The following is a 23,029-nucleotide window of genomic DNA, read 5'->3' as shown; positions in this document are numbered from 1 at the left end:
TCGCGGCAAGGGCCTGTGGCGCTCACCGGTCACCTGAACTGTGGTGCCGTCAGTGATCCATCGTCAGATGATCTTCCAGCAACTGGGTTTCGCGCTCTGCGGTACGGGTGATGTAAGTGTTAGCAAACACCCCAGACAGTGCGGTCACCATACCCGCCATAGTCGGGATGGTGGCCATGGATACACCGCTGGCCATTTGCTTTGCATCACCACCGCCGGTAATCGCGAGAACTTCGAACACGTTGATCATGCCCCAAACGGTACCCAGCAGGCCGAACAACGGCGCGAGGGCTACACAGGTCTGGATCATGTCCATGTTGCTCTGAATTTTCTCGGATACCCGGGAAACCAGTGCGTAGCGGATCTGGTGGGCACCCCAGGATTTGCGCTCGGGGCGCGCTTCCCAGGTGTCCACAGCACCCTGAACATCACGCTTCAGGGCACCCTTGAAGTAGAAGAACCGCTCGAAAATCAGCGTCCACATGAAGAAGGTCAGGCCGGCGATCAGGAGTAGTACTGGCCCGCCCGACGCCATAAAGGCGTTGACGGCGGCCCATGCGTCATTCAATGCGTGCATGTTGCCGCCTCCTCTTATTTACGTTCAGCGTTTTCTGCAACGATACCGGCACTCTGTTCGTCCAGGATGTGCAGGATGCGCTTGGCGCGGCCGTTCACGATGGTGTGCAGCAGCACAGTCGGGATGGCCACACACAGACCCAGAACGGTGGTTACCAGTGCAGAGGAGATACCACCAGCCATGGCTTTAGGATCGCCTGCGCCGAAGATGGTGATCGCCTGGAAGGTGATGATCATACCGGTAACGGTACCCAGCAGACCCAGCAGCGGAGCAACCATGGCGATGATCTTCAGCAGGTTCAGACCGGATTCGATGGCCGGACGCTCTTTCAGCACCGCTTCTTCCATCTTCAGTTCCAGAGTCTCGCCGTCGACACCTTTGTTCTCTTCCGCTACGGACAGAACACGACCCAGCGGGTTGTTGGTGTTCGGGGTAGAGGAGCGCAGCTGGGAGTTAACCTTGGCGTTAACACCAGACAGCACGATCAGACGCCAGATGGCCAGCAGTACCGCAACCACACCAACACCGGTGATGATGTAGCCTACGATGCCACCCTGGTGCCAGCGCTCAACGATGCTCGGGCTCGCGATCATGGCTTTCAGGTAGGAACCACCGGTAGGACCAGTCGGGTCAATACCGAATGCGGTGAAGCCGCTGGTAGCTGCCTGCAGGTCAGACGCCATGCTCAGGTACTTACCGTCGGGCTGACGGATCAGCTCGGCCATTTTCTGGTTGTCGTTCATTTCCAGGTATTTACCGTTGGAAACCAGGTTGAAGTTACCCACACGAACCACTTCCTGCTCGGCCTGTTCGCCGTCGGGCAGGATTACGGTGCCGTTGAACTTAACAATCTTGCCGGATTCCACGGTTTCACGCTGCAGTTCGTACCACAGACGCTCGATTTCCTGGATGGTCGGCAGCTTGGTAGCAGAGTTCATTTTTTCGATCAGCTGATCGAGGAACTCGGCGCGGCCCGGGTACTGGGCAGAAACCAGAGAGGTGTCCAGATTGGCGCGCAGGTCGCCAGCGGTGGAGGTCAGGTGACCGAACAGTTCTTTCAGAGAGCCGAGGCGCTCGTCCAGCTGCTGACGCTTCTGTTGAACCAGCAGTTCCTGTTCTTCGTACTTCTTCTCCAGCGCCGCGGAGCGGGCTTCTTCAGAAGCGCGGGTGTTTTCAGCCTGGCTCAGCAGAGAGGCCTGATTGGCCTTCTGACGACGGAAGTCGGCTTCGCGCTTTTTGTGCTCGGCAGACTCGGAAATTTTAGAGCTCTGAACCATCTTCAGCAGTTGGTCCAGGGAAGTAGCTTTGTCCTGGGCTACAGCGGAAACGCTGATCAGGCCAGCGGCAGCTACTGCGAGTACGCTTTTGGCGATGGTTTTCATTGCGCAGCCTCCGGAGCCGGAATCGGCATAGTCATGATGTCGGTAGTGGCCTGTTTCTTGGCGATTTTCAGACCCTGCATGATTGCACGGCGGTATTCGCCGGAATCAACTTCAACCCAAGCTTTCTGCTCTTTGTCGTAAGCCAGAGAGATTTTGGAGTCGGTGGTCTGAGCTACCAGAGCGATACGGCCGATCTGCAGTACGTTGACTTCACGATCCTGACCATTCACGTTCAGGGTGTCGCCGTAGCTGTCGATCTTACGCGCGTATTCCGCTTCGAAGTTGTACAGTTCCAGTACCTGACGGAATTTCTCCGCTACAGTGATATCGGAACGGTCCATATTGTTCTTAACACCTTCGAGGTTGGACTTACGCTCGGCCAACTTGAAGGGGGCATCCAGTTCGATGAACTGCTCCAGGCCGTCCAGCATACGCAGGATCAGAGGCTGGATCTGACGCTCGATCACGGTTACCTGATCAATGGACTCGTCGAGGTCCTTGATCACGGCCAGCTGGTTGGCCAGCTGCTTTTCGAGCTGGCGGTTGTACACGCGCAGGCCGTCGATTTGCTTGTTCACAACCTTGAACTCGGTCAGCAGTTCAGAGGTTTCCTGAGCGATCTTGTCGATGCGCTTTTGAGATGCAGTTGCCGCAGCAGTTTTCTGCTGGCCAACCTTGAGGACGTTATCGAGTGTGTCCGCAGTGGCTACGCTACCGTACAGTGCGCCGGCAGACAGCGCAGTGGTCAGCGCCACAGCCATGAATCGCTTGGTTTTCATTAGACCCCCCAGTGGGTTCAATATTTCACAACATGGTCGCGATGGATTAGCTGCCACAACGCGGTATTTTTTGGTTTGAAGACAGCTAAGAGCCGCACATTGTAAACAGCCGTTTTGATTATTCAAATGCCGATTGACTGAGCCACTTGAGCTGTGTAGCTGGGTAACACTCAGGTAACACCCTCGAGTTCCATGCACACATATGCGGCGGTTTACATTGCACAACATTTAACCAAAACTACCCGAAAGGGCATTTTTTAGTCAAATCGTTTTTTATTTAAACCTGTCGTACTGGACTAAGCAGTAGTTGTATTCGTCCTTCTCCGACGCCGGGTAACAGTCCCGGCTGACCTCACGCCAGGTTTCGTTCAAAGCAGGAAAGAAGGCATCTCCCTCGACTTCTGCATCTACCTCAGTCACATACAATCGCTGTGCCAGTGGCATCGCCTGCCGGTAGATCTCCGCCCCGCCGATCACCATTACCTCATCGGCCCCTTCCCGGGCTGCCGTGGCGGCCGCCACATCCAGGGCCTGCTCCAGCGAAGAGACCACCGTGACTCCGTCGACGCTCCAGTCAGGGTTGCGGGTAATAACGATATTTTGCCGCCCGGGCAGCGGACGACCGATGGATTCGAAGGTTTTGCGCCCCATCACGATCGGCTTGCCGAGGGTGGTGCGCTTGAAAAACTGCAGGTCCCCGGAGATCCGCCAGGGCAGCGTATTCTCCCGGCCAATGGCGCGGTTGCGCGCCATTGCCACAATCATCGCCAGACCCGGCGAAGTGACAGCCATTACACCGCCACCGGTGCAGGGATATGCGGATGCGCCTCGTAACCCTGGAGTTCAAAGTCCTCGAAACGGAACGCGAACAGGTCATCGACTTCGGGGTTGAGCACCATTTTCGGCAACGGCAGCGGTTCGCGGGAGAGCTGCTCTTCTACCTGCTGCATATGGTTGGAATAGAGGTGGGCATCGCCAAAAGTGTGCACGAAGTCCCCTGGCTCGAGACCACATACCTGCGCCAGCATCAAAGTAAGCAGGCTATATGAGGCGATATTGAACGGCACACCGAGGAAGATATCTGCGCTGCGCTGGTACAGCTGGCAGCTCAGCTTGCCGTCGGCAACATAGAACTGGAACAGGGCGTGACAGGGGGCCAGCGCCATTTTCCCGGCACTTGCGTTGTCGCTCGGCGAGACACCCTCGTCAGGCAGATCCGAGGGATTCCACGCACTGACGATCAGGCGGCGGGAATCCGGACGGGCCTTGAGCTGCTGGACCAGATCACTGATCTGGTCGATGTGGCGTCCATCTGCGGTGGGCCATGAACGCCACTGGTATCCGTAAACCGGCCCCAGGTCACCTTCTTCCGAGGCCCATTCGTCCCAGATTCGCACACCGTTTTCTTTCAGGTATCCGATATTGGTGTCGCCTTTGAGGAACCACAGCAGCTCGTGAATGATGGAGCGCAGGTGGCACTTCTTGGTGGTGATCAGTGGAAATCCCTCGGCCAGATCGAATCGCATCTGGTAACCGAACACACTGCGGGTACCCGTGCCGGTGCGATCGCTTTTATCGGTGCCGTTGTCGCGCACGTGACGCATTAGATCCAGATACTGCTTCATTTATATCTCTTGGCTACTGTACTGATTGGTGACTGCAAGGCAGCCAACCGGCTGCGTCCTCGCATTATTTGGCCTGCCTGGCCTGGCTTTTGGCCGCACCGGCGGCGCTTTCTTCCTGTTGGCCGCGGCCCTGTGGCATCGGCTGGGTGCGGTAACTCCACACCAGCAGGATGATGCCGGCAGCGATCATCGGCAGGCTGAGCAGCTGGCCGCGGGTCATCCAGCCGAACATCACGTCGATCCCGATATCGGGCTGACGCACGAATTCCACCAGGAAACGGAAGCAGCCATATAGAAGGATAAACAGGCCACCGACTGCCAGGCGCGGACGTGGCTTGCTGGAGAAAATCCACAGCACCACGAACAGCACCAGCCCCTCCAGGAAGGCCTGGTAGAGCTGGGACGGGTGGCGCACCAGATGTTCCGGATCGCGGGGAAACACCATCCCCCAGGGTACATCGGTCTCGCGTCCCCACAGTTCCTGGCCGATAAAGTTACCAAGACGCCCCAGGCCGAGGCCAATTGGGACCAGCGGAGCGACGAAGTCGATCAGCGTGGGGAAGGTCGTGCCGATCTTGCGCGCGTAGATGGTCGCCGCAATCATGACCCCGATCAGACCACCGTGGAAGCTCATGCCCCCCTCCCACACCTTGAACAGGCTGAGGGGGTGGGCCAGCAGTTCGTGGAAGTTGTAGAAAAACATGTAACCGAGTCGGCCACCAATTACCACGCCGAGAGCACAGAACAGGATCAGATCTTCGACTTCGGACTTGATCACCGGTGACCAAGGCTTTTGTGCACGACGCATCGCGAGCCACCAGGCAGCGGCAAACCCCGCCAGATACATCAGGCCATACCAGTGGATTTTGAGGGGCCCGATGGCGACAGCAACGGGATCAATCTCGGGGTAAGTCAGCATGCTCAGACCGCAGTTATTCAAAGTGGGCGTTATTATGGCATTGAGGAAATGACTATTGCGAGACGCTATGTGCCTGCTTTTGATCGCCTACCACCAGCATCCCCGCTATCCGCTGCTGCTACTGGCAAATCGGGATGAGTTTTACCAGCGCCCCACGGTGCCGGCACAGCCGTGGGATGATAGCCCGATTACCGCGGGTCGCGACCTGGAGGCCGGGGGCACCTGGCTCGGAGTCACCCCCACCGGACGCGTGGCGGCAGTCACCAACATCCGGGAGCCCGGCGCGCCGGAACCCGCACGGGTGCTGTCCAGGGGTGAGATCCCGGTCAATTTTCTCGCCGGCGAGCAGCCGCCTGCGGACTACGCCGCCGGGCTGCCGGCGCCCCGCTACCGCGGGTTCAACGCCCTGCTGTTTGATCACCGCGCAAGCGCCCCCCTTGTGTGCGCGGGGAACCGCCACGCCCCCTTCGCCATAGTGCCCGGTGTGCACGGCATCTCCAATGGGGCGCCAGATGCGCCCTGGCCCAAAGTGACCCATGGTTGTCGGTCTCTTTCGGCCCTGGTATCGGCATTGCCACAGCAGCTGGATACAGAAGCATTCGTCACCCGGGCGCTGGCGCTACTCGCCGATGACACCCGCGCCCCCGATACGCACCTTCCAGATACCGGGGTGGGACTGGCGACAGAGCGGGCTCTCTCCCCCATCTTTGTGCGTATCGACAGCGAAGACGGCATCCGCAATGACAGCCCGTTGCACCAAGGCTACGGCACCCGCGCCAGCACTCTCGTGGCCGTAGACAGCTCCGGCGGTGTGCAGCTGTGGGAACAGACATACATTGACGGGCGGGTCAGCGGCGACCTGCGTTATTTTTCCTATCCATCGATCTGAGCGACCGCCCTCCCTCGCCAGTAGCGCGCGCTGTAAACAACCGCGCTTTTCACGCCAGATTGGCGCCGGATTCCCACACATTCCGAGCCTTGACCACTCAAGGCACCAAATTCATTTTTCTATCCACACATCACGTAAGGTGAAAAGAAGTTCGCGCCCAGCAAATTTCGCATTTGTTGCCATACTTAATTTCACAGGCAGGCGGATGTTGAGATACGCGCAAGCGGTCCCCGGCTCCGTCTCTATAAAAGGAAGGTCGCGCGGGATGCTCGACTAAGGTGCGCCGCCGATGGGTTTTCCCCGTCGTTCAGCGGGAATCAGGTGCGCCGATGGTTGGGAAGGTATGAACGATCGGGCTCCCGGCTTCCGCACTGTAAACCGGCGCCCTGCAGTATCGCTGAGGTACCATGTCATATTTCATTCCAGAGCGTCGCAAACGCAAGTCGCCGCTGCCGTTGATTTTTCTCGGCAGCCTGTGTGTGTTCGCCCTCTACTACGCATTCACTGCCAATCAGAAAACGGTGCCGGTATTGCCGGAAAACGCCGTGCGGCCGCATCTGGTGAACTGGCTGGAAGATAATCCCGACGCCTGGCCCGCGCAGGACCCGATTTTCAATCCGGTGGCGGTGCGCCGCATTTACCGGCGCACCGACTACCGCCTGCTGTGGTTTGATAACTACAGCCTGAGCGATACCGCCAATGATCTGCTCAAGCAGCTCACTGCCTCAAGCTCCGGCAACCCGAGCAGCATGGTGGATTACCGCTATCACCTGGGTTACTTCGACCGCACCCTGCGCGACACACCACAGCGTCTGCAGATGGCCGCGGTGCTCGATGTACTGCTCACCGACGCGTTTATTTCCTACGCCCAGGACACGCAGCTCGACAAACTCAACCCCAGTGCCCCCAAGCAACAGCCGCGGATGCGTCGCAAGGACATCACCCCGGTCAACCTCACCGAGGGCGGGTTCATGATGGCCAGCACCCGCGCCTATACCGCGGATGCACGCCAGTACGCAGCCAATGACAGCGGCCGCCAGTACTTCCGCGGCTACAGTCGCGGCAGCCAGAATACACAGGCTGTAGACCGCTCGCGCTACTATACCCAGCGCCGCGGCACCACCCAGCAGCGCGGCAATGCCTACAGCTCGGGCTCCCGCTATGGCACCAGCCATTCCGCTCGCTACTCTACCCGCAGCTACCCGCAGACCTACCCCCGGACAATGCCGCGCTTCCGCAATCTGCAGGATGAAGGCTCCGGCCTGGCTCCGAGTCACGGCGAAGGTCTGTTCATAGAGGAAAACACTCCTTACGGTGGCGACGCTCAGGCCCTGCGCGAGCAGCTCGCACGCTACCGCAATATGGCCGCCTCCGGTCGCTGGCGCCCGCTTCCCGCCGGCCCGGCAATGACCATCGGAGCCAAGCACAACAACGTGGTCTACCTGCGCAACATGCTCGCCGTATACGGGGATTACTACGGCTATGGCGACATGAACAGCAAGAAGTTCGACCAGAGCCTGCACCAGGCAGTGGTGCGCTTCCAGATCCGCCACGGACTCAAGCCCGACGGCATTGTGGGCAAGCAGACCCGGGAGCGCCTGAATATCTCCCCCACCGCACGTGCGCACATCATCGAGGCCAATATCCGCCGCCGCGAAAAGCTGCCCGCCAACCTCGGCGACCGCTTTATCCAGGTCAACATTCCCGGATACAGCCTCAACTATGTCGAGCAAGACCGCATCAAGCTGTCGATGAATGTGGTGGTGGGTAAAAAGATCCACATGACGCCGGAGATTACGACTCGCGTCGCCCGTGTGGTGTTCAACCCCACCTGGACAGTACCGCGCAGCATCCTGCTCACCGACCTGCTGCCGAAAGCCCGCAATAATCCCGAAGCCATGCACAAGCGCGGCTACCGGGTAGTGAAATACGGCACCAACACCACCACCCCGATCAGCGACAAAAGCATCCAGAGTGCTGCCAGCGGCAAGGCCACCCTGCGCCAGATCTCTGGCCCGGGTAATACCCTCGGACGGGTGAAGTTCATCATCCCCAACAAACAGGCCATTTTCCTGCACGACACCCAGGCCCAGAGTCTGTTCGAGCATCATCACCGGGCCTACAGTCACGGATGTATCCGCTTGCAGCAACCGGAGGAGCTGGCCTACGCCCTGCTCGGCCGCCAGGGTTGGGACAGAACCCGGGTGGCCCAAGCGACTACAGGAGATGAATCGGTCACTATCAAGGTGGATAAGCCACCGAAGCTGTTCATTACCTATCTGACCGCCTGGGTAGACGGCCTCGGCAAGGTCAACTTCCGCCCGGACATCTACCACAGGGATAAATGACCCGAACCGCCTCCGTGGTAGCCGAACGCCCACGGAGGCCCTACCTCCTCCATACTTTGAGCAAAATATCCGCTAGCAGTAAGCCCTTGATCAGCACCCAAATGGTGCTCCCGCCGCATAGCCCCTTGCGCCAATAGCCCCTAACGCGTACTGATCCACCACAAAACCACGTCTAAAACCCGGTGGTCCCACTCACACACTGAAAAACCGCCAAAATCAGAACCAGACGGTCGCAGAAAAATAATTTCCTAATCATGACAACGTTGTCACCAGCATTTGACGAGTTTTCCCTGCACACCCGGCAAAAAAAATCCGAAAGCCGTAGGCTGCTAGAAAAAAAACACCAGGTTATTTTTTGATCAATTCGCAATAAGACCTGATCGGTTTGTAACCAATGATTATTTTTCGTACAGTGCAGCCATACCGAGATGCAGGGGAAGCAACTCGAAGACTAGAAGCTCATGACGGCAACACTCACTACTAAAGCAAAGGCGGTAACAGGGTATGAAAGAACTTTCACGACGCAGGTTTTTGGCAGTTTCTGCAGCTACCGCGGCGGCGGTTTCAGCCGGCCCCGCACTGGCAAAAGTAGGCAAGTCGCGCAACCTAAAAATGCGCAACCTGCACACCGGTGAGCGCCTGAATACCGCCTACTGGGCGGACGGCGACTACGCAAGCAGCGGCCTGAAGCAATTCAACCGACTGCTGCGCGACCACCGCGCCAACGAAGTAACACGTATGGACCCGAAACTGTTCGATATCGTGTACAAGCTGAAAGAGAAGCTGAACTACAACGGCGAAGTCGAGATCATCTCCGGATACCGTTCGCCGAAGACCAACGCCAAGCTGCGTGCAGCGGGCCGAGGTGTGGCACGTCGAAGCTACCACACCCGCGGTATGGCACTGGATATCCGCATGCCGGGTGTCGCACTGTCCAAACTGCGCCAGGCAGCTCTGGACCTGAAAGCGGGCGGTGTAGGTTACTATCCGAAGAGTAACTTCGTACACGTCGACACTGGTCCGGTACGCCGCTGGTAATCACCAGCCGCGCTGGCCAAAACCAAAAAACCCAGGCACTGCCTGGGTTTTTTGTATGTGGGCTCGGGGAAATGCGTGCGAAGTTAGCTACCTGCGGGAGTGCTCAGGCTGACTGGCGTCATCTCCTCTTCGCGCGCAGGCACCCGGGTATCCCCGGAAATCAGCCCCAGTAATGCCTCGATCTGATGTCGGCTGCGCTGCAGTTCCGCCGGCGCTGCCAGTTCAATCGGATCTTCCATTTTCAACAGGCGCGCCTCCAGCTGGCCAAAAGCCTGCTCCAGCGCAGCGGTCTGGTGCCGATCCAGTAACAGGTCCGCCAGGCCACCGCCGCCTTCCGGCAGCCAGCAGGCCTGCAGGTTGCGCAACATCGCTAGCAGCGCCTGTTTGGAATCGGCCGCGCGACCGCTTTCCACATCACTTTCAGAGCTCTCTGGCAGCCGCGGCAAGACCTCATTGGTAATCAGATCCATATGCGCGGAGCGAATCCACTGCAGGCGCGCCGCGGGAGGCTTGGCCAGATAGCGCTGGGACAGATCGTTGGCGGTCAATGGCCAACGCGCCGCCAGCCCGGACAGGTCCTCGCGGATCCCCTGGGTGATCAAGCGGGTCAGTTCGCGACGGCGGTTCGATGCCTGGGCCTCGGGCTGCTCACCGCCGCTGACCTTGGCGAACTGGTCCGCACTGCGCTCACTGGTGGGTCCCCACAACATGACTTCCAGCGCGTGAAAGCCGGTGCTGGCCTCTTCGTGAGCGGTCAGACGATGCTGCTTGCGCAGATTCGCCAGGGTGAGCTCGATGGCGGTGTCGTTGACGATACCGCTGGTGGAGTAGCCGGGCACCGTGTCCAGGTAACCGGCCTGTGTGGGCCAGCTGTCCAGTGCCAGCATCAGCTCTTTGCCCTGCTGCTGCAGGTCCGCCGGCGAAAATGCCACCTTGATGAACGGCAGTGCACCCGCCAGCTCCCGGTGCGCGTCCAGCCACGCCAGCTTGGCCGCCTCGAGATGATCCTCGGTGGGTGACTCCAGCAATTGCGCCACCGCGCGCTCCAGCGCCTGCCCGGCGGCTTCGGCATCGATGACCTGCGCCTGTCCCGCCTGCCAGTACTCGGTGGAGAAGGCTTCTGCGGCGGCTTTGTCGATCACCTGTGCCGACGCCACCGGCGCACTGGATTCCTCCTCGGACTCCGGCGCCTTGCGCTCACATCCGCTTGCCAGTACCAGTAGCCCACTCAGGGCCAGTGCCAGCGGCAGTGCCCGGACCCGGGGCGGAAGAGACTTGTTGACTGCGTATTTCACGTATATTCCTGAACTGTGCGTAGTTAGACCGATTTCCGCGCCGCCGATTACCGCTGCAGCACGCTGGTAAATTCCTCGCTGTCACCGCGCAGGCTGATCACCTGCCAGCCCCGGGACAGCGCTTCGTCCCGCAAGCGCGTATCCGGGTCGACCGCCACCGGATGTTCAACCTGCTGCAACAGCGGCAGGTCGTTGATGGAGTCGCTGTAAAACCATTTTTCCCCGCTGGCATAGCGCGGATTCTGCTCCAGCCACTGCTGCAGGCGAATGACCTTACCCTCCTGAAAGCACGGCTCGCCGGCCACACGGCCGGTAAATTTGCCATCCACCTCTTCCGGCTCGGTAGCCAGCAGGGTATCCACACCCAGTCGTGTGGCAATGGGTTCCACCACGAAGCGGTTGGTGGCGGTGATGATCATGATGTGGTGCCCGGCCTCCCGGTGGTGCTGGATCAGCGTTTCCGCGTGAGGTAGCCATATGTCACTGATCACTTCATGCATGAACTCCCGCTGCAAATTTTGGAGCTGCCCGCGGGACAATTGCGCCAGTGGCTCCAGAGCGAACGACAGGTAGGCGAAAATATCCAGACTGCCAGTCTGGTACTCCCGCAGAAAGCGATCGTTTTCACTGCGGAAACGCTCGCCGTCCACACATTCGCGGGTCACCAGAAATTCACCCCAGGCGTGATCGCTGTCGCCGCCAATCAGGGTGTTATCCAGGTCAAAAATCGCCAGCTGCACAAAATTCTCCTTTATTGACTATAGGCAACACTGACGCGCAGGTTGCCCGAACGGCCACTTTTTACGCCAAGCCGGCGCCGCCGCTGTAAGGCTAGCGGGGAAAAATCGCCCCCACCAATCTCCAAGGCGGGAGATTTTACCCCGCTGCGGCGGCTGCTTGCACCGACCGGTGTCACCGAATTGCCGTAATTCAGTCGCTGTGGAACAATGCAGAACATTATGGTGCGTCAGGTATCCAATACCGCTCTGGTAACGCACCGGCAAATTTGAGGACGGCATTTTGGGCGACGGCAAGCAGACACCCGCCGGGCGTAAAAACCGCCGCAGACCCGCCAGATCTTCCGCGCGCAACGACAAATCCGGCGGCGGAAAGGGCCCCCGCAAGTCGGGTGCGGAAAAATCTGGTACGACTACGGACAACGACAGCAATATCGACAGCGAGGGCTTCCGGCCCAACGTCGGTATCATTGTCCTGAACGAGCGCGGTCAGGCCCTGTGGGCGCGACGGGTGGGCGGCAAAGACGCATGGCAATTCCCCCAGGGCGGCATCAACCCCGGTGAAGCCCCGGAGCAGGCGCTATATCGTGAACTGTATGAAGAGGTCGGCCTGACCCGTAGTCAGGTCACCTTGCTCGCGAGCACCCGCGGCTGGCTGCGCTACCGGCTGCCACAACGGCTGGTAAGGCGGCGTTCCGAGCCACTGTGCATCGGCCAGAAGCAGAAATGGTACCTGTTGCAGCTGAATGCCGAAGAAAGCAACATCAGTTTCGAAAATGGCTACAAGCCAGAATTCGATCACTGGCGGTGGGTGAGCTACTGGCACCCGCTGACCAAGGTGGTGACCTTCAAGCGAGAGGTTTACCGGCGCGCGCTCACAGAGCTTGCGCCCACGCAATTACAATTGGAAAGACGCTGGCTGAAACGCGACCAGTAAATCTGTGCCTGCGCGGGGTGTTCCCCGATGCAGTTGCCGAGGGGAAATCCGGCAACCACAGAACGCGACACGACCAGCGACGGCCCCCGCAATTGGGCGGGGGCGGAAGAATACGGCGAGGAAGCCACTTTGCTCGGATCACTGCGCAGCATCGTTCAGGAAGTCAACACCGCCCGGGACCTCACCACCGCGCTGAACATTATCGTGCGGCGGGTACGCGAGGTAATGGAAACCAAGGTGTGTTCGGTTTACCTGCGGGACAAGCAAACCGGCAACTATGTGCTGATGGCCACCGAAGGCCTGAACCAGGACGCCGTTGGCCAGGTGCACCTGGCCCCGGGTGAGGGTCTGGTCGGTAACGTCGCCACCCGCGAAGAGCCCATCAACCTCGAACACGCCGAGGCCCACCCCGCATTCCAGTACTTCCCCGCCACCGGCGAGGAGCGTTTCTCCGCCTTCCTCGGCACTCCCATCATCCACCATCGCAATGTCCTCGGGGTGCTCGTCGTGCAGCAGACCGAACGGCGGCGCTTTGACGAGGGTGAAGAAGCCTTCCTGGTCACCCTTTCCGCACAGCTGGCCGGCGTTATCGCCCACGCCGAGGCTACCGGGGCCCTGGCCAACATGGGCCAGCAGCGCAACGAGACCAAGTTTACCGGCCTCGCCGCGTCGCCCGGTGTGGCCATTGGCCGCGCGCACATCGTTGCGCCCCCCGCCAACCTGGCCACTGTCCCCTTTGCCTGTACCATGGATGTCGAGGGCGAACTGAAGTTGTTCCACCAGGCCCTGGCCACGGCGCGGGATGAAATCCGCGATGTCGGCGAACGCCTCAAGAACGACCTGAACAAAGAGGAGCGCGCGCTCTTCGATGCCTATATCAGCATGCTCGACGACAATTCTATTGCCGTCGAGGTTTGCGAGCGTATCCGCCAGCAACTGACCGCCAGCCGCGCCTGGGCAGAGGTGATGCTGGAGCATGTGCGGCGCTTCGAAGCCATGTCCGACTCCTATTTCCGTGAGCGCGCTGCGGATGTGCGCGACCTGGGCGCACGGGTGCTGATGCACCTGCGCCAGCAGGAACTGAGCCTGCGCGAATACCCGGACAACACGATACTGGTCGGCGAGGAGCTGACCGCTTCGGTGCTGGCGGACGTCCCGCGGGAAAAACTCGCCGGACTGGTTTCCATCAAAGGCTCCTCCAACAGCCACGTGGCGATCATTGCCCGGGCCATGGGTGTACCCGCGGTCATGGGCGTCCAGGAGCTGCCCTGGGAGCAAGTAGACGGCGTCGAACTGGTGGTGGACGGCTACCGCGGTGAATTGCACATTCATCCCGGCCCGGAACTCAAGCGCCGCTACGACGCGATTGTGGAAGAAGAGCGCGAGCTCGCACGCAACCTCGACCACCTGGCCAAACTGCCCGGCGAGACCGCCGACGGCCACCGGGTACGGTTGTGGGTAAACACCGGTCTGATGGCGGACGTGGTGCGCTCGCTCGAGCGCGGCGCCGAAGGCGTTGGCCTGTACCGCACCGAAGTTCCCTTCCTGCTGCGCGACCGCTTCCCCTCGGAAGAGGAGCAGCGGGAAATCTACCGCGAACAGTTACAGGCCTTTGCACCGCGCCCGGTGACCATGCGCACCCTGGATATCGGCGGCGACAAGGCGCTTTCATATTTCCCCATCGAAGAAACCAACCCGTTCCTCGGCTGGCGCGGCATCCGCGTGACCCTCGACCACCCGGAGATCTTCCTGGGGCAGGTGCGCGCGATGATGAAGGCGAGCCTGGGACTCGACAACCTGCGCATCATGCTGCCGATGATCAGCGGCGTGGGTGAACTGGAGGCCGCACGCAAGCTGGTGGACCGCGCTTACGATGAACTGGTCGACGAAGGTTATGCGATCCAGCGTCCGCCGCTGGGCATCATGATCGAGGTGCCGTCCGCGGTGTATCAGGCACGCGAACTCGCCAAGCGGGTCGAATTCATGTCGGTGGGCAGCAACGACCTGACCCAGTACCTGCTCGCAGTGGATCGCAACAACAGCCGCGTGGCCGGGGTGTACCACAGTTTCCATCCCGCGGTACTGCAGGCACTGCTGCAAGTGGTGACGGCCGGGCACGAGACCAGCACCAAGGTGGGCATCTGCGGCGAGCTGGCCGGTGACCCCGGTGGTGCGCTGCTGCTGGTGGCCATGGGCTACGACGTGCTGTCGATGAACGCCACCAACCTACCGCGGGTGAAAGCCGCCCTGCGGGAAGTGAACAAATCGGATCTGGACCGCTTGCTTCAGCAGGTCCTGACAATGGAACTCCCGGAGCAGGTCGAGGAAAAACTGCACAGGTATCTGCAGGATCTGGGCATCGGCGGGCTGGTGCAGCCACAGCAGGCAGAAGAAAACTCCAGCTAGTGCAGTGGCAGGGCTGCTACCGGGTACTCCCTCTTTTCGACAGTCTCGCGAGGGAACATCCTGCAGCAGCCCGTTCAATTCGGGCTCTAACGTACAAACAAAAACGCCGGGCAACATGCCCGGCGTTTTTGTATCAGCAACTTAAGGGCGAAATTAACCCTCGTCGCTTTCCGCCTTGTACGCTTCCGCGTCCAGCAGCTTGTCCAGCTCGCTTTCGTCGCTCGGCTTGACCTTGAAGAACCAGCCATCGTCATAGGGGCTGGAGTTCACGGTTTCCGGCTCGTCTTCCAGTGCTTCGTTGATCGCAACCACTTCACCGGAAATCGGTGCATAAATGTCGCTGGCCGCTTTAACCGACTCAACGACACCCGCTTCTTCACCGGCGGTCAGGGTCTGGCCCACTTCCGGGGTTTCCACGTAAACCACATCACCCAGCGCTTCCTGGGCGTGATCACTGATGCCCACGGTTACGGTGCCATCCTCTTCCAGCCGCGCCCATTCATGGCTGGAGGCGTATTTCAGTTCGCTGCGAATCTCGCTCATGGGTTCTTCCCTCAAAAAAGCTCAAAATTAGCTGTAGACAGTGTATTCAGAAAATAGTCCAGTGGCCCGAAGACAGCCTCACACCAGAGACTTGCCGTTGCGCACAAAACTCGGTTTTACCACCCGCACAGGGATCAGCTTCTTGCGGATCTCGACCTGTGCCGCGTCGCCAACGCTCACCGGCACCCGGGCCATGGCGATGGAGAAGCCCAGGGTGGGGGAGAAAGTTCCGCTGGTGATGATACCGCGGCGATCCTCGCCGTCCACCACAACCTCTTGCCCAGCGCGCAGAACACCGCGCTCTTCCAGCACCAGGCCGACCAGTTTGTTCTCGACGCCCGCAGCCTTTTCCTGCTCCAGCGCTTCGCGACCGATAAACTTGCGATCCTGCGGCTCCCACGCGATGGTCCATGCCATGTTGGCCTGCAGTGGAGAGGTATCGTCGTCCATCTCGTGGCCGTACAGGTTCATACCCGCTTCCAGGCGCAGGGTATCCCGCGCGCCGAGACCACAGGGAGCCACGCCGGCATCGGCCAGTGCATGCCAGAAGCCCGGGGCATCATCATTGTTCAGCATGATTTCCAGGCCGTCTTCACCGGTATAACCGGTACGGGCGATAAACCAGTCATCGCGGGCAAAGCTGTTGAACACCTTGAGGCCATCGATGGCCGCGGTCCAGTCGATCCCCATGACCTCCTTCACCTTGTCGATGGCCTCGGGGCCCTGGATGGCAATCATTGCCAGGTGCGGGCGTTCGGTCAGGGTAACGTCGAAAGCTGCAGCCTGCTGGTTCATCCACGCCAGGTCTTTTTCCCGGGTGGCACAGTTGACCACAACGCGGTAACCCGGGTCGCGGAGGTATACGATCAAGTCATCTACCACACCGCCTTTTTCATTCAGCATGCCGGTGTACAGCGCCTTGCCGGGATTGCCGTCCAGCTTGGCCACGTCGTTGGCCAGCAGGGTGCGCAGGAAATCCCTGGCGCCTTCGCCATCCACGTCGACCACGGTCATGTGGGAAACGTCGAACATGCCCGCGCCCTGACGCACCTTGTGGTGCTCTTCCAGCTGTGAGCCGTAGTGCAGCGGCATGTCCCAGCCACCGAAGTCCACCATTTTGCCGCCCATGGCAACGTGGGCATCGTAAAGCGCGGTTTTGTTTCCCATTCTGTGCTGAATCCCGTGTCTTGATACTGAGTGGAGGCGCGGACTGCATACCGCATACAGAGTAAACGGCGGCAGGCGGCAAAGCCGCGTATTCTAACGGCCCGGCAATGGCAGATACCAGATGCCGATACTCTGCAAAGACTAGCAGCCGCAGTGAAAAATTTTATCTGGTAGCGCTTCTGAAGCAGTCTTAGCGTACTTTCCGCAGGGTCCGCACCCTCATATTTGTAGCAACGCTATATAAATATGCGAAAAAATCACTTTTGGTAGTAAAGCGTTTGCAGTAGTTTTAGCCGTCATCTCCCCCGAATGAACGCTTTCTAATATGGATTGGTCCGGCTGGTTTTCCCTTTTTCTCGTTTTCGCCGTCCTGGCCACACTGATATTCAGCCGTATCCCGGCCTTTATGGTGATGATGGCGGCACTCACCCTGCTGAGTGTCAGCGGTATTCTCACCCCGGCCGAAGCCCTGTCCGGCTTCAGCAACAGTGGCCTGATCACCGTAGCCGCCATGTTTGTGGTGGCCGCCGGTATCCACGCGTCCGGTGGTATCGACATGATGGTGAAACACCTGCTGGGGCGTCCGAACACGGTGCGCTCGGCCATGTTGCGGGTGTTCGCCCCGGTAGTGGCCCTGTCCGGCTATCTCAACAACACACCGGTGGTGGCGACCATGATCCCGGCGCTGAACGCCTGGGCCAAGCGGATCGATATCGCCCCCTCCAAACTGATGATTCCGCTGAGCTACGGCGCTATCCTCGGTGGCACCCTGACCCTGATCGGCACCAGTACCAACCTGGTGGTCAATGGCCAGTACCAGGCCATTACCGGCAACGAAGGTTTCTCCCTGTTTTCCATCGCTGCGGTGGGCCTGCCCGCCGCGCTGGTGGGTGTGGCCTTCATGTTGCTGTTCTTCCCCCGCTGGCTGCCGGACCGGCGCGAGAAAAAGCCCTTTGGCAACCTGCGGGAATTTACCCTGGAGGTGGCCATCGACAGCGAGGGTCCGCTGGTGGGGCAGACGGTGGAGGACGCCGGACTCCGGGGACTGCGCCGGGTTTACCTGGTCGAGATCGAGCGGGATGGCCGGATCATCACTCCGGTGCGCTCCGGGGAAAAGCTGCGCGGCAGTGATCGGCTGGTATTCGCCGGGGACACAGAGGCAATTTCCGACCTGCTGCGCATGCGCGGCATAGTGCCGTCAGATCACCATGACGAAGATACCGCAATCACTACCGGTATTGAGGAGCGCCGCCTGGTCGAGGTGGTGGTCTCCCCGCACTGCGAGGTGATCGGCAGCAGTATTCGCGATGCCCAGTTCCGCAAACGCTACGGCGCCGCGGTACTTGCGGTAGCACGGGAAGGCCAGCGTGTCGCGGGCAACCTCGGCAGTATCAAGCTGAAAGCCGGTGACTCCCTGCTGCTGGAAGCGCGCCCCGGCTTCGTGCTGCGCCAGCGCTACAGCAAGGACTTCTTGCTGATCAACGATCTGGAGGCGGAGAGCCCCCGCCACGAGAGAGGCCTCACCTCCTGGCTGATCCTGATCGCGATCGTGCTGGCGGCAGGTACCGGGCTGATCAGCATGCTCAATGCATCCCTCATCGGCGCCGGTGCCATGCTGCTGACCCGCTGCTGCTCGGTCAATCAGGCACAGAAAAGCCTCGACCTGCCGGTGCTGATCACCATTGCAGCCTCCTTCGCCCTGGGTGTCGCGCTGCAGAAAACCGGTGTCGCCGCCATGTTGGCAGAGGGCGTGATCTCGCTGTCCTACGGCCACCCGTGGCTGATGCTGATCCTGGTCTATCTGTGTGTCTCGCTGCTCACCGAAATGGTGACCAACAATGCAGCCGCCATCATCATGGTGCCCATTGTGCTGCAGATTACCGCCAGCGCGGGACTGAATCCCGAGCCCTTTATGTTCGCGGTGATGATGGCCGCTTCGGCCAGCTTTGCCACGCCGCTGGGTTACCAGACCAACCTGATGGTGTACGGTCCCGGCGGCTACCGTTTCTCCGATTACCTGAAGGTGGGCATCCCGATGAACCTGCTGATCGGGGCGGTGACCGTGACCATTCTGATTACTGGCTGGGACCTCACACTGGGTCAATAATCCACGCAAAATTTGCTGGCGCGGCCACGCGGGTGGCGGTATAAATGCCGCCCGTACCAACCCGCTGTGCCCGATAGCCTCCCCGGCCGACTCCCCCGCGCAGCCACTTTTGGAATCCACCTGATTGAACGCTGCTTTTTCCCACGCGGAATCCCCCGTGGACAACACCTGGGTGCGTGGTCCCGACGGCGATGATCCCCTCGACCTGATCGCCAGTGCACTGCGTGAAACCGGCTACATCGTCCTGCCGGCACCGCTGCCGCCAGCCTTGCTGGGTTCGCTGTTGCGCCACTTCCGCTCCATCGACCGCGCGCGCTTCCAGACCGCCGGTATCGGCCGCGAGCAGGAACACCAGCTGAACCAGTTTGTGCGCACCGACGAGATTTTCTGGCTGGACCGCAGTAACCCCGCAGTGTCCGCCTACCTGAGCTGGGCGGAAACCCTGCGTCTGGGATTGAACCGACGGTTATTTCTCGGACTGTTTGACTACGAATGCCATTACGCCCGCTACGATCGCGGCAGCTATTACAAGAAACATATGGACGCGTTCAAGGGCGGCACCAACCGGGTGGTGAGTACGGTGCTGTACCTGACCCCGAACTGGCAGCCCAAGGACGGAGGTGAACTGCAGATCTACGCGCCGGACAGCGATACGGTGATCGAAAAAGTAGCGCCGCGTTTCGGACAGATGGTGATCTTCCTCTCCGAAGAATTTCCACACGAAGTACTCACCAGCCACCGGCCGCGCTACAGCGTAACCGGCTGGTTTCGGGTGAATAACAGTATCGGGGAAACCGTCGACCCGGCCCGCTGAGGGCTGGGCCAACGAAAGGAATCCGCAAAGCGCACGGTCAGTGCACGGCAGTGACCGCACGCAGTAACTCAACGAAGCTTTCCGGAGTATCGATCGGGAACTCCATATTCAGGCGTGCTGCCACCGCTTCTGCACTGATCACCCCCCGTACATGGTGCTGATCCGTATCCACCACCAGACAGTGACGCTGTCCGCTGCGGCGCATCGCCTCCAGCACATCGCGGATAGATGCCCCCCGCAACTGCTCGCGGTTCAGTAACTGCAGGCGGTTGCGACGGCGCATCAGGTCACCCACCGTCAATTCCCCGCGGCTGTGCCCGGCGGCCACCAGCTGCATTACCCGCTGGTAGGAGACATCTTCAGCGGTCAACAACCCGATAAAGTCACCCCGATGATCCATCACCAGCACCCAGGAAAGATGGCCAGTGCGCAGTACCTGTGCCGCATCCAGTGCTGATACAGATGCCGTCAGTACTGCCGGGTGATGCTTCTTGAAGTCGGTGACAAATTTGAGCGCCGGCGAGTCCAGGCTCAACTCGTGAAATTCTTCCGGGAAAACCAGCTTGTCGGAATCCTGTAACGGGGTCAGTTCCAGTTTTTTCATGGCAATAATTCTCTTATTTTTTCAGGCGCAGGCGGCTGTTTTCGGTAGCGCATGCGACCAAATGATTTGGCTGGCACCGATAGCAAAGCGGAAAGCCATCGGTGCCAATTTCGATAACGAGAATTTATTGCCGGGCGGGAGGCCCGCGGATGGGATAAGAGGCGAGCGCCGCAGAGTGTGAAAACTGTTGCTGAAGGAACCGGGCAACAGGCTTGGCGCCGATAAAATTCAATGGTGTGGCGGTGGCTACCGCAATCGAGTCCGGCTGATCCGGTGGCTCGCTTCCCTCTTGAATCAGTGTACTGACCAGAGGCTGCACAGACTGCAGATCTACAGTCTGCGCTTCCGTGCGACCTTCGGCACAGAACAACACAGATTGCAGCAGTATCAGCAGGATTCCAACGCGCACTACGGTCTCACTGACTAGGTTGAGGCAGAATCAATATTATCGGGAGCGTTACAGCCATCAGCCGGGCTGATATTTATGACTCCGTTGTTACTGTTATCTGCGCACCGCGCCACTTTTTCAAGTATGTTGCGATGAACCGTTAGAGAATTGAGGTCAGCATTCGCGCCAGCGGCTGGCACAAAACCGGTTGGCTCAACTATTTGACGTCATTGTTATCGTCTTTTTCGCCGGAAGATTCGGCATCCCGCTCGGCATTATCATCGCGTTCCGAGGTGGTGCCATCTATCTCATCCAACTGCCGCTGGATTGTTTCCCGCAGCTGGTCCTGGGGCTCTTCGCCCGCCTGTTCCCGCTGCGCAGATTCATCCACCCGCAGGCCATAGCGCTTGGACCGCCAACGCCACAGTCGCTTGGCCAGCTCCTGGCGATCCGGCGTCTTGTCTGCCTCGTCGACGATCTCCTCCCCCAACAGGGTTTCGAGAATATCTTCCAGGGTAACCAGGCCTTCCAGGCTGCCGTATTCATCCACCACCGCACTGATCTGAATCCGCCGCGACAGCATCTTGTGAAACACCTGATAAATCGCCGCGGTTTCCGGCAGCATTAACAGGTCGCGGCGCAGGCTGCGCAGGCTCTCGTCGCGCTCGCCGCGGGCGTAGGCCTGCAACAGGTCCTGCTTGAGCACAAACCCCACCACCAGATCGGGATCGTCCTTCTCGTAAACCGGGATACGGGAAAAACGACTTTTTTCCACCGGCTCGTAGGCCTCCTCAATGGTCAACTCCTGAGACAGGGAGTACACCACCGTGCGCGGTGTCATCACCTCGCGCACGGTATGGTCGCGCAGGGTGAAAAACAGGTTGTGCAGAATACTGGACTCGTGCCGCTCCAATTGCCCTTCCGCCTCGCCAATCTCCGCCATCACCGCGAACTCCTCGCGGCTGAACCCGGTCAGGGTCGGCCCGTGGGCCAGCCCCCGGGTTAACCAGTTTGACAGCCAGACAAACGGCTTCAGCACAATAACCAGATAACGCAAGCCGTAGGCGGTGGCCGGCGCCAGTTGCCGCCAGTACACCGCACCGAGAGTTTTCGGAATGATCTCGGAAAACACCAGGATAAGCAGGGTGAGCACCGCCGACGCGATGCCGAGATAATGGTTGCCAAAAACCGCTGCGGCCTGGGCACCGGCACCGGCGGCCCCCACGGTGTGCGCAACCGTATTGAGGGTGAGGATTGCGGCAAGCGGCGCGTTGATATCTTCCTTCAGCTTGCGCAGCAGGCGCCCGGACTTGTGTCCCTCCCGCTCCATCAGGCTCACATACGGACGGGTGACACTGAGTATCACCGACTCGGCAATGGAACACAGGAAAGAAAAACCCAGTGCAATAAGGACGTAAACAATCAGCAGAACCATGGGCGATCAGAATTCTTTGCCAGAGACGGTGGTTTTGGTTTGTGCAGGCGCGCGAGCATCTGAGAAATAGCGCCGCGCCCCCCCTGCACTACAGAACAACAGCCCGAGCAACAGGCCCGCGGCAAAGCCGCCGATATGCGCGGCATTGGCGATACCGCCGGGAATAAAATAATCCACCACGCCGACCATGCACACCAGCAGCCAGATTACAGCCATCCACACCAGCGGCGGTGGTACATCCCGCCAGTCGGGCTGCCAGCGCTGAATAACAAAAGCCACACCAATCAACGCGTACACCACACCGGACATACCGCCAAACAGGTTTTGCGGCGCCCACACATACTGCGCCAGGTTGGCCGCCGGCGCACTCAGCAATACCAGCACCGCAAACCACAGGGTGCCCGCACGCGCCTCAAGCGCACGGCCAATAATCCAGATACCAAGGGCGTTGAACAGCGCGTGCGGTAGAGAGAAGTGCACCATCGCCGGGGTCCACAGGCGCCAGAATTCTCCCCGCGACAGATGCCAGGCCAGCGACGAACCGGACAGATCAAAATCCCCCGGTTTCTGCGGAAAAATCACCAGCGGCTCCGCCCAGCCCTGGCGCAACATCAGCCAACCGATAAAACACAGAGCGATCAACAGGATACTCAACGGCGTCTGCCGCAGTGGCCACTGGGGAATCACAGAAGGCGGCGCCATGGCCTGGGCTTCGGATTCCCGACTCTCACCAGCTTCACGATCACCTTCACCGGCGGGCTCGGGTTGCACTGGCTGTTCGGCATCCCCGGCGTCTGCGGGTGCACTTTCGTCGTAGGTGTGTACCTGAATCCGGGAGAGATCCACTTCGCCTGCCTGCCAGCGCTCGAGCAATTGCTTCATCGGTTCCACCAGTTGCGGCGCCAGGCTCGCAACTCGTTGGAGGTTGTTTTCCTCACTGATACGCAGGGGCAACTGATGGCGGCGAATAAATTCCGCCACCGGTGACAGGTCTTTACTCAGCGGAAATTCACAGACGGTAATCCAGTTACTCAAACGC

At 59.8% G+C, this 23,029-nt stretch carries 21 protein-coding genes; 7 read left to right on the top strand and 14 right to left on the bottom strand.

Annotated features, from left to right (window positions below; all coding sequences use genetic code 11):
- Nucleotides 1-49 precede the first annotated feature (49 nt).
- The 6 genes from B4U49_RS15550 to lgt form a co-directional block, all read right to left on the bottom strand.
- On the bottom strand, nucleotides 50-577 hold the full coding sequence (locus B4U49_RS15550) for a MotA/TolQ/ExbB proton channel family protein (protein WP_078085522.1): 528 nt from the start codon (nucleotides 575-577) through the stop codon (nucleotides 50-52).
- A gap of 14 nt (nucleotides 578-591) precedes the next feature.
- Entirely contained in the window at nucleotides 592-1,959 is a 1,368-nt protein-coding gene (locus B4U49_RS15545; protein ID WP_078085521.1) for a MotA/TolQ/ExbB proton channel family protein, read from the bottom strand.
- On the bottom strand, nucleotides 1,956-2,738 hold the full coding sequence (locus B4U49_RS15540; RefSeq protein WP_078085520.1) for a DUF3450 domain-containing protein: 783 nt from the start codon (nucleotides 2,736-2,738) through the stop codon (nucleotides 1,956-1,958). Before B4U49_RS15540 ends, B4U49_RS15545 begins: the two co-directional genes overlap by 4 nt.
- A gap of 273 nt (nucleotides 2,739-3,011) precedes the next feature.
- On the bottom strand, nucleotides 3,012-3,530 hold the full coding sequence (locus B4U49_RS15535; protein ID WP_078085519.1) for a dihydrofolate reductase: 519 nt from the start codon (nucleotides 3,528-3,530) through the stop codon (nucleotides 3,012-3,014).
- Nucleotides 3,530-4,363: a thymidylate synthase gene (locus B4U49_RS15530; RefSeq protein ID WP_078085518.1), complete on the bottom strand. Its 834-nt coding sequence runs from the start codon at nucleotides 4,361-4,363 to the stop codon at nucleotides 3,530-3,532. The genes B4U49_RS15535 and B4U49_RS15530 overlap by 1 nt, the downstream gene beginning before the upstream one ends.
- Before the next feature lie 64 nt (nucleotides 4,364-4,427).
- The gene (lgt, locus tag B4U49_RS15525) at nucleotides 4,428-5,282 is read right to left on the bottom strand and encodes a prolipoprotein diacylglyceryl transferase (protein ID WP_078085517.1); all 855 of its coding nucleotides are present in this window, start codon (nucleotides 5,280-5,282) and stop codon (nucleotides 4,428-4,430) included.
- Between the two features lie 55 nt (nucleotides 5,283-5,337).
- Between lgt and B4U49_RS15520 the strand changes: the two genes are divergently transcribed.
- The 3 genes from B4U49_RS15520 to mepK all read left to right on the top strand — a co-directional run bounded on the left by B4U49_RS15520 (nucleotide 5,338) and on the right by mepK (nucleotide 9,557).
- Nucleotides 5,338-6,171, top strand: coding sequence for an NRDE family protein (locus tag B4U49_RS15520; RefSeq protein WP_239692663.1), 834 nt, complete (start codon nucleotides 5,338-5,340; stop codon nucleotides 6,169-6,171).
- Nucleotides 6,172-6,578: 407 nt separating this feature from the next.
- The gene (locus tag B4U49_RS15515; protein ID WP_078085515.1) at nucleotides 6,579-8,519 is read left to right on the top strand and encodes a L,D-transpeptidase family protein; all 1,941 of its coding nucleotides are present in this window, start codon (nucleotides 6,579-6,581) and stop codon (nucleotides 8,517-8,519) included.
- A 504-nt stretch (nucleotides 8,520-9,023) separates the two neighbouring features.
- Nucleotides 9,024-9,557 (top strand): peptidoglycan L,D-endopeptidase MepK, encoded by a 534-nt coding sequence (mepK, locus tag B4U49_RS15510; protein ID WP_078085514.1) that lies wholly within the window; start codon nucleotides 9,024-9,026, stop codon nucleotides 9,555-9,557.
- Nucleotides 9,558-9,640: 83 nt separating this feature from the next.
- On the opposite strand, the gene B4U49_RS15505 is transcribed toward mepK, so the two are convergent.
- Both B4U49_RS15505 and B4U49_RS15500 read right to left on the bottom strand, forming a co-directional pair.
- Nucleotides 9,641-10,852, bottom strand: coding sequence for an imelysin family protein (locus tag B4U49_RS15505; RefSeq protein WP_239692662.1), 1,212 nt, complete (start codon nucleotides 10,850-10,852; stop codon nucleotides 9,641-9,643).
- Between the two features lie 47 nt (nucleotides 10,853-10,899).
- Entirely contained in the window at nucleotides 10,900-11,592 is a 693-nt protein-coding gene (locus tag B4U49_RS15500) for a histidinol-phosphatase (protein ID WP_078085513.1), read from the bottom strand.
- Nucleotides 11,593-12,022: 430 nt separating this feature from the next.
- Between B4U49_RS15500 and rppH the strand changes: the two genes are divergently transcribed.
- Both rppH and ptsP read left to right on the top strand, forming a co-directional pair.
- On the top strand, nucleotides 12,023-12,526 hold the full coding sequence (rppH, locus tag B4U49_RS15495) for an RNA pyrophosphohydrolase (protein ID WP_193432855.1): 504 nt from the start codon (nucleotides 12,023-12,025) through the stop codon (nucleotides 12,524-12,526).
- A gap of 129 nt (nucleotides 12,527-12,655) precedes the next feature.
- The gene (gene ptsP, locus B4U49_RS15490; RefSeq protein ID WP_078085531.1) at nucleotides 12,656-14,932 is read left to right on the top strand and encodes a phosphoenolpyruvate--protein phosphotransferase; all 2,277 of its coding nucleotides are present in this window, start codon (nucleotides 12,656-12,658) and stop codon (nucleotides 14,930-14,932) included.
- Nucleotides 14,933-15,085: 153 nt separating this feature from the next.
- Here ptsP and gcvH read toward each other — a convergent pair whose 3' ends face one another.
- Both gcvH and gcvT read right to left on the bottom strand, forming a co-directional pair.
- Nucleotides 15,086-15,475 (bottom strand): glycine cleavage system protein GcvH, encoded by a 390-nt coding sequence (gcvH, locus tag B4U49_RS15485; RefSeq protein ID WP_078085511.1) that lies wholly within the window; start codon nucleotides 15,473-15,475, stop codon nucleotides 15,086-15,088.
- A gap of 78 nt (nucleotides 15,476-15,553) precedes the next feature.
- Entirely contained in the window at nucleotides 15,554-16,642 is a 1,089-nt protein-coding gene (gene gcvT, locus B4U49_RS15480) for a glycine cleavage system aminomethyltransferase GcvT (RefSeq protein WP_078085510.1), read from the bottom strand.
- A 325-nt stretch (nucleotides 16,643-16,967) separates the two neighbouring features.
- Between gcvT and B4U49_RS15475 the strand changes: the two genes are divergently transcribed.
- Nucleotides 16,968-18,749 (top strand): SLC13 family permease, encoded by a 1,782-nt coding sequence (locus B4U49_RS15475; protein WP_078085509.1) that lies wholly within the window; start codon nucleotides 16,968-16,970, stop codon nucleotides 18,747-18,749.
- A gap of 124 nt (nucleotides 18,750-18,873) precedes the next feature.
- Nucleotides 18,874-19,563 carry a 2OG-Fe(II) oxygenase gene (locus B4U49_RS15470; protein WP_078085508.1) on the top strand — a complete coding sequence of 230 codons (690 nt, stop codon included), beginning with the start codon at nucleotides 18,874-18,876 and terminating at the stop codon, nucleotides 19,561-19,563.
- Nucleotides 19,564-19,600: 37 nt separating this feature from the next.
- On the opposite strand, the gene B4U49_RS15465 is transcribed toward B4U49_RS15470, so the two are convergent.
- The 4 genes from B4U49_RS15465 to B4U49_RS15450 all read right to left on the bottom strand — a co-directional run bounded on the left by B4U49_RS15465 (nucleotide 19,601) and on the right by B4U49_RS15450 (nucleotide 23,025).
- Nucleotides 19,601-20,167, bottom strand: coding sequence for a CBS domain-containing protein (locus tag B4U49_RS15465; protein WP_078085507.1), 567 nt, complete (start codon nucleotides 20,165-20,167; stop codon nucleotides 19,601-19,603).
- A 124-nt stretch (nucleotides 20,168-20,291) separates the two neighbouring features.
- Nucleotides 20,292-20,576, bottom strand: a complete 285-nt coding sequence (locus B4U49_RS15460) for a hypothetical protein (protein ID WP_078085506.1) — start codon at nucleotides 20,574-20,576, stop codon at nucleotides 20,292-20,294.
- 196 nt (nucleotides 20,577-20,772) lie between these two features.
- Entirely contained in the window at nucleotides 20,773-21,990 is a 1,218-nt protein-coding gene (locus tag B4U49_RS15455) for a hemolysin family protein (RefSeq protein ID WP_078085505.1), read from the bottom strand.
- 6 nt (nucleotides 21,991-21,996) lie between these two features.
- On the bottom strand, nucleotides 21,997-23,025 hold the full coding sequence (locus tag B4U49_RS15450; protein WP_078085504.1) for a rhomboid family intramembrane serine protease: 1,029 nt from the start codon (nucleotides 23,023-23,025) through the stop codon (nucleotides 21,997-21,999).
- Nucleotides 23,026-23,029 lie beyond the last annotated feature (4 nt).

It is taken from the genome of Microbulbifer mangrovi (assembly GCF_002009015.1).
Lineage (GTDB): Bacteria > Pseudomonadota > Gammaproteobacteria > Pseudomonadales > Cellvibrionaceae > Microbulbifer > Microbulbifer mangrovi.
Note: the sequence above shows the minus strand (reverse complement) of the source record. Positions and strands in the feature narration are given on the sequence as shown.